Here is a 13910-nt window from a genome sequence, read left to right as displayed (position 1 = left end):
TCGGGCCAGACTTGGCCCATCGCGTTACGCTGTCAACAGACAGCGCACGATCTGATGGGATGAATCCACGAGCCCGTCAATGACATCGAAATGATGGCGGTCGGGTTCTTCCACAGCGGCGGTCTGCGCACCAAGCCCGACCCAGACATTGGCGAGAAGCGCATTCTGGCGCAGGAACTCGCCCCGCTCCGAAGCGCCAACCCAGCAGGTCAGGCGCACGCCGGGGATGGGCGCGAGCAGCGCCGGGCTTTCCGCCTGCGCCTCCTCATGCGTGATCTTCAGCCCCTCATTCATCGCCGTCTTCATCATCGGGCGCAGATCATGCACGCCGGAGATCGACAGGACATGGCGAAGGCGCGCGCGCACATCCGCAGGCAGCGGTGAGGTCTCGCAGGCCATGCGCGAAGCAAGATGGCCGCCCGCCGAATGGCCGGTCAGGACGAGCGGTCCATCGACGCGTCCGGCAGCGGCGGTGACCGCCGCGCCGATCTCGCGCACGATGCCGGAAATCGAGTTTTCAGGGCACAGCGTGTAGGACGGCATGGCTACCGCATAGCCGCTGTCGACCGCACCGGCGGCCAGATGCGACCAGAAGCTCTTGTCGAGTTTCAGCCAGAAACCGCCATGGATGAACACCACCAGACCGGCCGGCTTTCCTTCGGGCAGAAACAGGTCGAAGCGGTTGCGTGCGCCGTCGCCATAGGGGATGTCGAGCTCGGCCCGACCAGCGGCCGAAAGCGCATCACGATAGGCCTGCGCCGGGGCTACCCAGGCATCCGGCCAGCGGTCGCCCTGCGGAATGTTGACGCCATTCGCATAGGCGTCATCCCAGTCCGAAACCTGACGATAGAACATGTTCAATTCTCCCTCCGCGCCGCCCTCCGCACGTGGCAACAGGGCCTGCATAGCCGTGCCAGCCTCCACTGTCATCATTGCGGATCGTGATGTACACTGCGCCCAGACCGGACATATTTCAACCTTAAAATTTCATGCTTGAAATGTCGTCTGTCCGGTGCAATGCTCCAAGCTTACAAAGCCAGGCGTAGAGCAATCCTGGGAGGAAGGAGCTCGAGCATGAAAGTCGCAATTCTCGGCGGTGGTCCGGCGGGCCTCTATTTCGCAATCTCCATGAAGCTGCGCGATGCAGCCCACGACATCACGGTCTTTGAGCGCAACAAGCCCGACGACACGTTCGGCTGGGGCGTGGTTCTCTCTGACGAAACCCTCGACAATCTGGCGGAAAACGACCCCGTCAGCGCCGAGCGCATCCGCGAGCATTTCGCCTATTGGGACGACATCGCCGTGGTGCACAAGGGCGTGCGCACGCTCTCCACGGGGCACGGTTTCTGCGGCATTGGCCGCATGCGCCTGCTCATTCTCTTGCAGGAGCGCGCCCGCGAACTCGGCATCAGGCTCGAATTCGAGACGGAGATCGATGATCCCCGCCCCTTCATGGCCGAATACGACATGGTGCTGGCCTCCGACGGCCTGAACTCGCGGACGCGAACCACCTTCGCCGACGTGTTCAAGCCCGACATCGACGTGCGCAAATGCAAGTTCGTCTGGCTCGGCACCCATCAGAAATTCGACGACGCCTTCACCTTCATCTTCGAGAAGACAGAGCATGGCTGGGTGTGGGCGCACGCCTACCAGTTCGATGACGAGACCGCGACGTTCATCGTGGAGTGCGGCCCGGAGACCTGGGAGAAGTTTGGCTTCGGCGAAATGAGCCAGCAGGATTCCATCGCCGTATGCGAGCGGATCTTCAAGGATCATCTGGGCGGCCACAAGCTGATGACCAACGCCAACCACATTCGTGGTTCGGCATGGATCAACTTCCCGCGCGTGCTGTGCGAACGCTGGTCGCATGAGAACATCGCGCTGATGGGCGATGCGGCGGCAAGCGCGCATTTCTCCATCGGCTCGGGCACCAAGCTGGCGCTCGAAAGCGCCATCGCGCTGGCCGAATATCTGCACACCGAACCGACACTGAAAGAAGCCTTCGACAAATACGAAGACGCTCGGCGGCTGGAAGTGCTGCGCCTGCAGTCGGCGGCGCGCAACTCGCTGGAGTGGTTCGAGGAGGTGGAGCGCTATCTCGATCTCGACCCGGTGCAGTTCAACTATTCGCTGCTCACCCGCTCGCAGCGCATCAGCCACGAGAACCTGCGCATGCGCGATCCCGAATGGCTTGCGGATGCGGAGACCTGGTTCCAGCAGCAGGCAGGCGCCGAGGACAATGCCGCCCGCGCGCCCATGTTCGCGCCCTACAAGCTGCGCGGCCTGACACTGAAGAACCGCGTCGTCGTCTCGCCCATGGCTCAGTACAAGGCCGTCGACGGCTGCCCGACCGACTGGCACATGGTGCATTATTGCGAGCGCGCCAAGGGCGGCGCGGGTCTCGTCTATATCGAGATGACCTGTGTGAGCCCCGAGGGCCGCATCACGCCCGGCTGCCCCGGTTTCTACAAGCCGGAGCACGAAGCCGCTTGGACGCGCATCGTCGATTTCGTTCACCGTGAGACCGATGCGCGGATCTGCGCACAGATCGGCCATTCGGGTCCCAAGGGCTCGACCCAACTCGGCTGGGAAGAGATGGACGCACCGCTGAAAGACGGCAACTGGCCACTCATGGCCGCCTCCGAAGTGGCATGGTCCGACGCGAACCAGACGCCGAAGGCGATGGACCGCGACGACATGGACGCGGTGCGCGACCAGTTCGTCGCTGCCGCCGGGATGGCGGAGCGCTGCGGGTTCGACATGCTCGAACTGCACTTTGCGCACGGCTATCTCCTGTCGTCCTTCATCTCGCCGATGACCAACAAGCGCACGGATGACTATGGCGGCAGCCTGGAAAACCGCATGCGCTATCCGCTGGAGATCTTCGCTGCGGTTCGGGCCGCATGGCCGGAAGACAAGCCGATCTCGGTGCGCATCTCGGCCAATGACTGGGTGGGCGACGCAGGCGTGACCCCGGCCGAAGCCGTGGAGATTGCGCGCATGCTGCAGGAAGCCGGCGTCGACATCTGCGACGTGTCGGCGGGCCAGACCTCGAAACAGGCGCGCCCGGTTTATGGCCGCATGTTCCAGACCCCGTTCTCCGATCGCATCCGCAACGAGACCGGCATGGCGACCATGGCCGTCGGCAACATCTATGAGCCGGATCACGTCAACTCGATCCTGATGGCCGGCCGCGCAGACCTCGTCTGCCTCGCCCGTCCGCATCTGGCCGATCCCTACTGGACGCTGCATGCTGCGGCAACGCTGGGCGACAGGGGCGTGTCCTGGCCCGATCCCTACCTGCCCGGCCGCGACCAGCTCTACCGGCTTGCCGAGCGGGCCGAGCAGATGACGGGGAAGGTGTGATCATGTTTTCCGAGCGCTGGCTCCGCCCCTCATCCTCACCTTCTCCCCGCGCACGGGGAGAAGGGGGCATCAACGTCGCCGCTTCGTCCTTCTCCCCGCCTGCGGGGAGAAGGTGCCGGCAGGCGGATGAGGGGCATCGCCCGGCTTCAAAGAAAGGGCCGACACGATGACCGGTTCACGCCACGCACTTGTGACAGGCGGCGGAACGGGCGTCGGCGAGGCCGTTGCGCTTGCGCTCGCGGAGGCAGGCATCGATGTCACGATCTGCGGGCGGCGCGCCGAGCCGCTGGAAAAAGTGGCGGCCCGGCACGAGCGCATCCATGCGCTGACTGCCGACGTGACCGACGAAGCCTCGATGCAGGCGCTCTACGAGACGGCGGAAGCCGCGCGCGGCCCCTTCGACATCGTCATTGCCAATGCGGGCACGGCCTCCAGCGCGCCCGCCCATCGCACGAAGCTCGAAGACTGGAACCGCATCCTCGACGTCAACATGACCGGGGCGTTCCTGAGCGTGAAGCCCGCGCTTTCGCCCATGGCCAAGCGCGGCAATGGCCGCATCATCTTCATCGCGTCCGTGGCCGGCCTGAAGGGCTACGCCTATGTCGCGCCCTATGTTGCATCGAAGCATGGCGTCATCGGCCTGATGCGCGCACTCTCCGTCGAGCTGGTGAAGACCGGCGTGACGGTGAACGCGATCTGCCCCGGTTACGTGGAAACCGAGATGCTGGAAGAGTCCATTCAGCGCGTGGTCGAGAAGACCGGGCGCAGCCACGAGGAAGCCCGCAAGGGGTTCGTCGAAGCCAACCCCCATGGCCGGCTGATTCAGCCCCGGGAAGTGGCCGCTGCTGCGCTTTGGCTCATCAGCCCCGAGGCCAATTCGGTCACCGGCCAGTCGATTTCCATCTCTGGAGGTGAAACATGGTAAGCGCTCCCCTCGCCGCTGTTCGCAGCGGCGCTCCGGCAAAGGAACGCCTGCGCCTGTGGATCAGAATTCTGCGCGCCTCGCGCCTGGTCGAGGCTGTTCTGCGCGAACGGCTCAAAGCCCGCTTCAACACCACGCTGCCGCGCTTCGATGTGCTGTCGGTGCTCGACCGCGCGCCCGAAGGCATGGCGATGAGCGACATCTCGCGCTTTCTCCTCGTGTCGAACGGCAATGTGACCGGGATCGTGGAACGGCTCGTCACCGACGGGCTCGCCTGCCGCACGAAGCGCGACGGCGACCGCCGCACCTCGATCATCAAGCTGACGCCGGCCGGCAAGGAAGCCTTCGCCGCCATGGCCGAAGCGCATGAACGCTGGATCAACGAACTGCTCGGCAATCTGCCCGAGGAAGAAGCCCGGGCGCTGGCCGGCACACTCAAGACATTCGAAAGCAATTGGGAGGGCGGGGTATGAGCTCCATGGCGGGTTTAAAGCCGCAGCATTTCATCTGGCGGATGGAGGGCAATGTCGCGCTGATCCAGCTTGACCGGCCCGACCGCAAGAACCCGCTCACCTTCGAGTCCTATGCCGAGCTGCGCGATACGTTCCGCGCCCTCCCCTATGCAGATGACGTGGATGCGGTCGTGTTCCTGCCCAATGGCGGAAACTTCTGCTCGGGCGGCGATGTGCACGACATCATCGGCCCGCTGGTCGACATGGACATGAAGGGCCTGCTCGCCTTCACCCGCATGACCGGCGATCTGGTGAAGGCGATGATCGCCTGCAACAAGCCGATCATCTCCGCCATCGACGGCGTGGCGGTTGGCGCCGGCGCAATCATCGCCATGGCGTCCGACCTGCGGCTGGCGACACCGGAGGCGAAGGCCGCATTCCTGTTCACCCGCGTCGGGCTGGCAGGCTGCGACATGGGCGCATGCGCCATGCTCCCGCGCATCATCGGTCAGGGCCGAGCGGCGGAACTGCTCTACACCGGCCGCTCCATGAGCGCGGAGGAAGGCGAGCGCTGGGGCTTCTACAACAGGCTCGTCGCCGCCGACGCGCTTGAAGCGGAGGCGCTGAACATGGCCGCGCGGATCGCCGCCGGGCCGACCTTCGCGCATGGCATCACCAAGACGCAGCTCAATCAGGAATGGTCGATGGGTCTGGAACAGGCCATCGAGGCGGAAGCCCAGGCGCAGGCGATCTGCATGCAGACCCGGGATTTCGAGCGCGCCTACCGCGCTTTCGTCGCCAAGGAAAAACCGGTTTTCGAGGGGGATTGATGGCTGATCGTTCGTTTCTGGACTGGCCTTTCTTCGAACAGCGCCACCGCGACTGGGCCGACAGGCTGGATACGTGGTGCGCCAAAAACCTCCCCGTCGACCACAGCGACGTGGACGCCGCCTGCCGCGACCTCGTCGCCCGGCTTGGCGAAGCGGGTTTCCTGAAACCCACCGCAGTCGACACGGCCAATCCCGGCCCGCTCGACGTGCGCACATTATGCCTGACCCGTGAAACGCTGGCCCGTCATGACGGGCTGGCCGATTTCGCGTTCGCCATGCAGGGCCTCGGCACCGGGGCGATCAGCCTGTTCGGTACGCCGGAGCAGCAGCAATGGCTCGACAGAACGCGGGCGGGCAAGGCGCTCTCGGCTTTCGCCCTGTCGGAACCGCGCTCCGGTTCGGACGTGGCGAACATGGACATGGCCGCCACCCGGGACGGCGGCGACTATGTGCTGTCCGGCGAGAAGACCTGGATCTCCAATGGCGGCATCGCCGACCTCTACACCGTGTTTGCCCGCACCGGCGAAGCGCCGGGCGCAAGAGGCATCTCGGCCTTTCTCGTACCTGCCGACACGCCGGGGCTGGAGGTCGCGGAGCGCCTCGACGTGATCGCGCCGCATCCGCTGGCGCGGCTTGCCTTCAACGATGTGCGCGTGCCCGCCTCCGCCATGATCGGCAAGCCGGGCGATGGCTTCAAGATCGCCATGTCGGTGCTCGACGTGTTTCGCTCGACCGTGGGTGCGGCCGCACTCGGCTTCGCACGCCGCGCGCTTGATGAGACCCTGGAGCGGGCAGGCAGCCGCGAGCTTTTCGGTGCGCCGCTGTTCGACCTGCAGATGGTGCAGGGACACATCGCCGAGATGGCGCTCGACATCGACGCTGCAGCACTCCTCATCTACCGCGCCGCATGGACCAAGGACATGGGCGCGCCGCGCGTCACCCGCGAGGCGGCAATGGCCAAGCTGTTCGCCACCGACCGGGCGCAGGAGGTGATCGACAAGGCAGTGCAGATACATGGCGGCGACGGCGTGCGCCGCGGACACATTGTGGAGAGCCTGTACCGGGAGATCAGGGCGCTCCGCATTTATGAGGGCGCATCGGACGTCCAGAAAGTCGTGATCGCACGGCAAACGATGAAATAGGGAGGAAACATGCTCGGACCGACAGGTCATACCGATACCTTTGCGCGGGACAATCTCCCGCCGGAAGACCAATGGCCGGCCTTCCTTCTCGATGGTTTTGACTACCCCGAATATCTGAACGCCGGCGTCGAGCTGACCGACCGCCTGGTCGAGCGCGGTTTCGGCGATCATGTGGCGCTGATCGGCAATGGACGCCGCCGCACCTACAAGGAACTGGCGGACTGGACGAGCCGCCTTGCCAATGCGCTGGTCGAGGATTACGGCGTCAAGCCGGGCAATCGCATCCTGATCCGCTCGGCCAACAATCCGGCCATGGTGGCCTGCTGGCTCGCCGCCACCAAGGCGGGCGCGGTTGTGGTCAACACCATGCCGATGCTGCGCGCGGGCGAGCTGGCCAAGATCGTCGACAAGGCCGAGATCGAGCTGGCGCTGTGCGACACGCGCATCAAGGACGAGCTGGTGGCCTGCGCCAAGGAAAGCCGCTTCCTCAAGAAGGTGGTGGGCTTTGACGGCACGGCCAATTTCGATGCCGAGCTGGATCGCATCGCGCTCGACAAGCCGGTCACCTTCGACGCGGTGAAGACGGGCCGTGACGATGTCGCGCTTCTGGGTTTCACCTCCGGCACCACCGGCATCCCCAAGGCCACCATGCACTTCCACCGCGATCTGCTGATCATCGCCGACGCCTATGCGAAGGAAGTGCTTCAGGTCACGCCGGACGACGTGTTTGTCGGTTCGCCCCCGCTTGCCTTCACCTTCGGGCTTGGTGGTCTGGCGATCTTCCCGCTGCGTTTCGGCGCAACGGCGACGCTTCTTGAAAGCGCCACCCCGCCCAACATGATCGAGATCATCGAGAAGTACCGCGCGACGGTGAGCTTCACCGCGCCCACCGCCTACCGCGCCATGATGGCGGCGATGGACGAAGGGGCGGACCTTTCCTCGCTGCGCGTTGCCGTTTCGGCAGGCGAGACCCTGCCGGGACCGGTGTTCGAGGCATGGACGGAGAAGACCGGCAAGCCGATCCTCGATGGCATCGGCGCAACCGAGATGCTGCACATCTTCATCTCCAACCGTTTCGACGACCGGCACCCGGCAACCACGGGTCGCCCGGTGACCGGATATGAAGCGCGGATCGTGGACGAGGACATGAACGAGCTGCCGCGCGGCGAAACCGGCCGGCTGGCCGTGCGTGGCCCGACCGGCTGCCGCTATCTCGCCGACGAACGGCAGAAAGAGTATGTGCGCGCCGGCTGGAACCTGACGGGCGACAGCTTCTATCAGGATGAGGAGGGCCGCTTCCATTTCGCCGCCCGCTCCGATGACATGATCCTTTCCTCCGGCTACAACATCGCCGGCCCCGAGGTTGAAGCGGCATTGCTCGCCCATGCCGAGGTGCTGGAATGCGCCGTGATCGGCGCGCCGAACGAAGAACGCGGGCAGATCGTCGAAGCGCATGTGGTGCTGGCCGAGGGTGTGGCCCGCGACGAAGCAACGGCGAAACGCCTGCAGGACCACGTGAAGGCGGTGATCGCGCCCTACAAATATCCGCGCTCGATCAGGTTTCTCGATGCTCTGCCAAAAACAGAGACGGGCAAGATCCAGCGTTTCCGCTTGAGAGAGACAGACTGAACCATGGCCAGCCAACCGGAACTCGATGACGACAACGCGGCGGACATCAAGCCGCCCATGTCCTACAGCGACTATCTGCATCTGGAGAAGATCCTCGATGCGCAGGAGCCTCTGTCTCCGGCACGTGACGAGCTGCTTTTCATCATCCAGCACCAGACATCCGAACTCTGGATGAAGCTCGCCATCACCGAGATCCGGTCGGCGCGCGCCGCCATCGCCGATGACCAGCTGCGCCCCGCCTTCAAGATGCTGACCCGCGTGGCCCGCATCTTCGAGCAGCTCAACAGCGCATGGGACGTGCTGCGCACCATGACGCCGAGCGAATACTCCATGTTCCGCGATGCGCTTGGCCAGTCCTCGGGCTTCCAGTCGTGGCAGTACCGCTCCATCGAGTTCCTGGCCGGCAACCGCAACCTGGCGATGCTCAAACCCCATTCGGACCTGCCGCAGATCACGGCGCGTCTTGAGGAGATCCTTGCCGAGCCGAGCCTTTACGACGAGGCGCTGCGGCTTCTGGAGCGCAATGGCTTCGACATCGGCGCTGACGCCGGACGCACCGACTGGCGCACAAGGCGCGAGGCCAACGACCAGGTGCAGAAGGCCTGGAAGGCCGTCTACTCAAAGCCCGACGAGCACTGGGCGCTTTACGAACTCGCCGAAAAACTGATCGACTTCGAGGACTATTTCCGCCGCTGGCGCTTCAACCATGTGACGACGGTGGAACGCATCATCGGCCTGAAGCGCGGCACGGGCGGCACGTCCGGCGTTTCCTATTTGCGCAAGATGCTGGATGTGGAACTATTCCCCGAGCTCTGGCGTGTCCGCACGGACATGTAACCTGAGAAACGGGTGACAAAGCCGAAAATAACGGCAACTAATAACCTGGGAACCATTGGGAGACACTTCATGAAAAAGCTTATTGCAGCGAGCCTGTTTGCCCTGTCGGCAAGCGTTGCCGGCAACGCCTTTGCCGAGCCGGTCAAGATCGGCATGATCACCACGCTTTCCGGCGGCGGCGCAGGACTGGGCATCGACGCCCGCGACGGCTTCATGCTGGCGATCGAACAGTCCGGCAACAAGGACATCGAGGTCATCACCGAAGATGATGCGCGCAAGCCGGAACTTGCCGTGCAGATTGCGGACAAGATGATCCAGAGCGACAAGGTCGACCTGATGACGGGCATCATCTGGTCGAACCTGGCCATGGCCGTCGTGCCGTCGGCAACGGCGCAGGATGTGATCTACCTGTCGGTCAATGCCGGCCCCTCGGCTCTTGCCGGCGCAGGCTGCAGCCCGAACTATTTCAACGTCGCCTACCAGAACGACAATTTCCACGAAGCGATGGGCGAGGCCGCCAACAAGGACTTCAAGAAGACCTTCATCATGGCCCCCAACTACCCGGCCGGCAAGGACTCGCTCACCGGCTTCAAGCGCTTCTACAAGGGTGAGCTCGCCGGCGAGGTCTACACCAAGCTCGGACAGACGGACTATGCCGCCGAGATCGCGCAGATCCGCGCATCGGATGCAGACTCGGTGTTCATCTTCCTGCCGGGCGGCATGGGCGTCGCCTTCACCAAGCAGTATGCGCAGTCGGGCGTCGACCTGCCGCTGATGGGGCCGGCCTTCTCGTTCAGCCAGGACGTTCTGCCGGCAATCGGCGACGCGGCGCTTGGCGTGAAGAACTCGGCATCGTGGGCCTATGACCTCGACAATGAAGCCAACAAGACCTTCGTCGAGGGCTTCAAGGAAGCCTATGGCCGCCTGCCCTCCGTCTACGCGGCGCAGGCCTATGACACGGCGAACCTGATCCTCTCCGCCGCCGGCAAGGCAAGCGTGAAGGACAAGGATGCGTTCCGCGCAGCACTGAAGGAAGCGGATTTCGATTCGGTTCGCGGCAAGTTCTCGTTCAACAGCAACAACCACCCGATCCAGGACTTCTATGTCCGCGAGGTGGTGAAGGACGGTGACACGCTGACCAACAAGATCGTTTCCACGGCGTTCACCGACCACCAGGACGCCTACGCGGCCGAGTGCAAGATGTAGGACAGCCTCCTTCTCCCCGCTGGCGGGGAGAAGGTGCCGGCAGGCGGATGAGGGGCCTGCGCCAGTCTTTGCGGATCATGGCGCAGCCCCTCACCCTCACCCTCTCCCGGTGAACAGGGAGAGGGAGACGTCCACGCAGCGCTCCACCTCAAAACCAGACGGCGAAAGCTCCCCGTGTCCCTGACCCTTTTCATAGAGCAGATCCTGAATGGCCTGCAGTTCGGCGTGATGCTGTTCCTGATGGCCGCCGGCCTGACGCTGATCTTCGGCGTCATGGGGCTCATCAACCTTGCGCATGGTTCGCTCTTCATGGTCGGCGCATTTGCCTGCGCGACCGTGGCCGCAGCCACCGGCTCCTTCTGGCTGGGGCTTGTCGCCAGCCTTGCCGCCGCAGCCGCCGCCGGCGCGCTCGTCGAGATCCTCGTCATCAGACGGCTCTACGAACGCGACCATCTCGACCAGGTGCTCGCCACCTTTGCGCTGATCCTCATCTTCTCCGAGGGCACGCGCTGGGTGTTCGGCTCCTTTCCGCTCTATCTCGATATTCCGCAGCTTCTCTCGGGCGCGGTGCATCTGCCCGGTGGCGCGCAATATCCGATCTACCGGCTGGCCGTGATCGGCGTCGGCATCGCGGTCGCCATCGGGCTCTATCTCCTGATCGGCAAGACACGGCTGGGCATGCGCATTCGCGCTGGCGAATCCGACCGCGAGATGATCGGCGCGCTCGGCATCGACATCGGCACGCTCTACACGCTCGTCTTTGCGCTGGGCGCAGCCCTTGCCGGTCTGGCTGGCGCAATGGTGGGCGCGCTTCAGTCGGTGCAGGTGGGCATGGGCGAACCGGTGCTGATCCTTGCCTTCGTGGTTATCGTCATCGGCGGCATCGGCTCCATCAAGGGCGCGCTGATCGGCTCCATTCTGGTGGGGCTGACAGAGACGCTGGGCCGCTTCCTGCTGCCGCATTTCTTCGGCCTCTTCATGCCCAATTCGGAAGCCGCCACGATTGGCGCGGCTCTTGCCTCCATGCTGATCTACATCGTCATGGCCCTCATCCTTGCCTTCAGGCCCCAGGGCCTGTTCGCGGCGAATGCGTGAGGGACCGGCCATGACACGCGAAACAACCATCAGCATCCTGATCATTGCCGGCCTGCTTGCCGCCGCCTTCATTGCACAGGCGATGGGCGAGACCTTCTACATCACGCTGGCGACCCGCATGGCGATCCTCGGCCTTGCCGCCACCGGACTCAACATCGCGCTCGGCCTTGGTGGTCTGGTGTCGTTCGGCCATGCCGCCTTCTTCGGCATTGGCGGTTATGCGGCCGGCATTCTCGCCACTCATGCATTCAACAGTGAGCCGCTTCTCCTCGGTCTGCCCGGCACCAACCAGATGATCGTCATCTGGATCACGGGCGCGATTGCCGCCGGGCTCGTTGCCGTTCTGATCGGCATGATTTCGCTCAGGACCTCCGGCGTCTACTTCATCATGATCACCCTCGCCTTCGCGCAGATGATCTACTATTTCGCGATTTCCTGGCCCGCCTATGGCGGCGAGGACGGTCTGTCGATCTATGTGCGCAACGCCTTTCCGGGCATGAACACGCTCGCGCCGATGAGCTTCTTCCTCATCTGCTTCGGGCTACTGGCGCTGGGCCTCATCGTCTTCGCCATGCTTCGCGACTCGCGCTTTGGCGCAGCGCTGCAGGCGGGGCGACAGAACGAGACCCGGCTTGCAGCCGTCGGCATCGGCCCGTTCCGGGTGCGGCTCACGGCCTTCGTGATCTCGGCCATGATGACCGCGCTTGCCGGCGCGCTCTTTGCCGATCTCAACCGCTTCGTCAGCCCCTCCATGTTCTCCTGGCACATGTCGGGCGAGCTGATCGTTCTCATCATTCTTGGCGGTGTCGGCCGGCTTGCCGGGCCGCTTGCCGGGGCCATTGTCTATGTGCTTTTCGAGTTCGCGCTGGGCGGCATCACCGAGCACTGGCAGTTCTTCCTCGGCCTGATCCTGCTGGCCGTGGTGCTGTTTGCCCGCGGCGGCGTGATGGGACTTCTGGCCGGGAGGGCGCGTCATGGCTGAACCGATCCTCGACATTCGCGACCTGAGAAAAAGCTTCGGCGCGCTGAAGGCGACCGATGGCGTCAGCCTCGACCTCAGACCGGGAGAGATCCACGCGCTGATAGGCCCGAACGGCGCCGGCAAGTCGACTCTGATCCACCAGATCGCCGGCTCACTCACGCCCGACAGCGGCGAGATCCGCTTCGAGGGCCGGGATGTGAAGCCGCTCGATGTGGCGGCCCGCGCAAGGCTCGGCATGGGGCGCACATTCCAGGTGTCCTCGCTCGCGCCCGAGTTCTCGGCGCTGCGCAATGTGATGCTGGCGGTGCAGGCGTGTCAGGGCTCCAGCTTCCATTTCTTCAAACCCGTCATGCGCGACCGGAGCCTCACCGAACCCGCCCGGGAAGCGCTCACGCGCGTGGGTCTTGCCGACCGCGCCGATGTGCCGGCGGCCGAGCTTTCGCATGGCGAGCGGCGGCAGCTCGAGATCGCCATCGCACTGGCGCTCGGCGCAAAGGCGTTTCTGCTTGATGAGCCGATGGCGGGCATGGGGCCGGAAGGCTCGCAGGCGCTGACCGGGTTTCTCGATCGTCTGCGCGACGAAGCGCCGATCCTTCTGATCGAGCACGACATGGACGCCGTCTTCGCACTGGCCGACCGCATCTCCGTTCTCGTCTACGGGCGGATCATCGCCACCGGCTCGGTCGACGACATTCGCAACCATCCCGCCGTGCGCGAAGCCTATCTGGGAGACGGCGCATGAAGCTGCTCGACATCCAGGATCTCAAAACCTTCTATGGAAAGTCACAGGCGCTTTTCGGCGTCGACCTTTCGGTCGAAGAAGGAGAGGCCGTGGCGCTGATGGGCCGCAACGGCATGGGCAAGACGACCACGATCCGCTCCGTCTGCCACCTGACGCCACAGCAATCCGGCAGCATTGCCTTTGCCGGCAAGGACATCACGCGGATGAAGCCGCACCGGATCGCGCGGCTCGGCGTGGGACTGGTGCCGGAAGGCCGGCGCTGCTTCCCGAACCTGACGGTGGAGGAAAACATCCTCGCCGCCGCACGTCCCGGCAAATGGACGCTCGATGGCGTGAACACGCTGTTCCCGCGACTGGCGGAGCGGCGCGATCAGTATGCGAGCACGCTTTCGGGCGGCGAGCAGCAGATGCTTGCCATCGGCAGGGCGCTGGCTACCAATCCACGCCTGCTCATTCTCGACGAGGCGACCGAAGGGCTTGCCCCGGTGATCCGGCAGGACATCTGGCGCGCCATCCGCGCCATCCGGGCGGAGGGCCAGTCGATCCTGATCGTCGACAAGACGCTGAGCGAGTTACTGCCCGTGGCAGACCGCTGCGTCATTCTCGAAAAAGGCCGCACCGCATGGACCGGTGCGCCCCTGGCGCTCACCGATGAAATCCAGCAGCGCTTCCTCGGCGTGTGATCACGCCTTTCGTTCCCAAGCATG

Annotated in this window: 13 protein-coding genes; 12 read left to right on the top strand and 1 reads right to left on the bottom strand. The window is 64.3% G+C overall.

The window, feature by feature from the left end; translation table 11 throughout:
* Positions 1-24 precede the first annotated feature (24 nt).
* Positions 25-855 carry a hormone-sensitive lipase gene (locus tag AC4PTT_RS01680; RefSeq protein ID WP_492161990.1) on the bottom strand — a complete coding sequence of 277 codons (831 nt, stop codon included), beginning with the start codon at positions 853-855 and terminating at the stop codon, positions 25-27.
* Positions 856-1074: 219 nt separating this feature from the next.
* Here AC4PTT_RS01680 and AC4PTT_RS01675 point away from each other — a divergent pair, with 219 nt between their 5' ends.
* The 12 genes from AC4PTT_RS01675 to AC4PTT_RS01620 all read left to right on the top strand — a co-directional run bounded on the left by AC4PTT_RS01675 (position 1075) and on the right by AC4PTT_RS01620 (position 13886).
* The gene (locus tag AC4PTT_RS01675; RefSeq protein ID WP_492161989.1) at positions 1075-3366 is read left to right on the top strand and encodes a bifunctional salicylyl-CoA 5-hydroxylase/oxidoreductase; all 2292 of its coding nucleotides are present in this window, start codon (positions 1075-1077) and stop codon (positions 3364-3366) included.
* 166 nt (positions 3367-3532) lie between these two features.
* On the top strand, positions 3533-4291 hold the full coding sequence (locus AC4PTT_RS01670; protein ID WP_206545614.1) for an SDR family NAD(P)-dependent oxidoreductase: 759 nt from the start codon (positions 3533-3535) through the stop codon (positions 4289-4291).
* Complete coding sequence (locus AC4PTT_RS01665; RefSeq protein ID WP_113153565.1) at positions 4285-4761, top strand: MarR family winged helix-turn-helix transcriptional regulator; 477 nt, start codon at positions 4285-4287, stop codon at positions 4759-4761. The genes AC4PTT_RS01670 and AC4PTT_RS01665 overlap by 7 nt, the downstream gene beginning before the upstream one ends.
* On the top strand, positions 4758-5570 hold the full coding sequence (locus AC4PTT_RS01660) for an enoyl-CoA hydratase family protein (protein WP_113153566.1): 813 nt from the start codon (positions 4758-4760) through the stop codon (positions 5568-5570). The genes AC4PTT_RS01665 and AC4PTT_RS01660 overlap by 4 nt, the downstream gene beginning before the upstream one ends.
* Entirely contained in the window at positions 5570-6712 is a 1143-nt protein-coding gene (locus AC4PTT_RS01655) for an acyl-CoA dehydrogenase family protein (protein WP_317088575.1), read from the top strand. The genes AC4PTT_RS01660 and AC4PTT_RS01655 overlap by 1 nt, the downstream gene beginning before the upstream one ends.
* Positions 6713-6721: 9 nt before the next feature.
* Complete coding sequence (locus tag AC4PTT_RS01650) at positions 6722-8341, top strand: AMP-binding protein (protein ID WP_206545611.1); 1620 nt, start codon at positions 6722-6724, stop codon at positions 8339-8341.
* Positions 8342-8344: 3 nt separating this feature from the next.
* Positions 8345-9178, top strand: coding sequence for a tryptophan 2,3-dioxygenase (gene kynA, locus AC4PTT_RS01645; RefSeq protein WP_113153569.1), 834 nt, complete (start codon positions 8345-8347; stop codon positions 9176-9178).
* Between the two features lie 69 nt (positions 9179-9247).
* Positions 9248-10384 (top strand): ABC transporter substrate-binding protein, encoded by a 1137-nt coding sequence (locus AC4PTT_RS01640; protein ID WP_206553283.1) that lies wholly within the window; start codon positions 9248-9250, stop codon positions 10382-10384.
* A gap of 174 nt (positions 10385-10558) precedes the next feature.
* Complete coding sequence (locus AC4PTT_RS01635) at positions 10559-11479, top strand: branched-chain amino acid ABC transporter permease (protein ID WP_206545609.1); 921 nt, start codon at positions 10559-10561, stop codon at positions 11477-11479.
* Between the two features lie 10 nt (positions 11480-11489).
* Complete coding sequence (locus tag AC4PTT_RS01630) at positions 11490-12461, top strand: branched-chain amino acid ABC transporter permease (protein WP_492161988.1); 972 nt, start codon at positions 11490-11492, stop codon at positions 12459-12461.
* Entirely contained in the window at positions 12454-13203 is a 750-nt protein-coding gene (locus AC4PTT_RS01625) for an ABC transporter ATP-binding protein (RefSeq protein ID WP_297560821.1), read from the top strand. The genes AC4PTT_RS01630 and AC4PTT_RS01625 overlap by 8 nt, the downstream gene beginning before the upstream one ends.
* Entirely contained in the window at positions 13200-13886 is a 687-nt protein-coding gene (locus tag AC4PTT_RS01620) for an ABC transporter ATP-binding protein (protein WP_492161987.1), read from the top strand. Before AC4PTT_RS01625 ends, AC4PTT_RS01620 begins: the two co-directional genes overlap by 4 nt.
* Positions 13887-13910: the final 24 nt, after the last annotated feature.

This window comes from Nitratireductor sp. WH36-1, from assembly GCF_058725515.1.
Note: the sequence above shows the minus strand (reverse complement) of the source record. Positions and strands in the feature narration are given on the sequence as shown.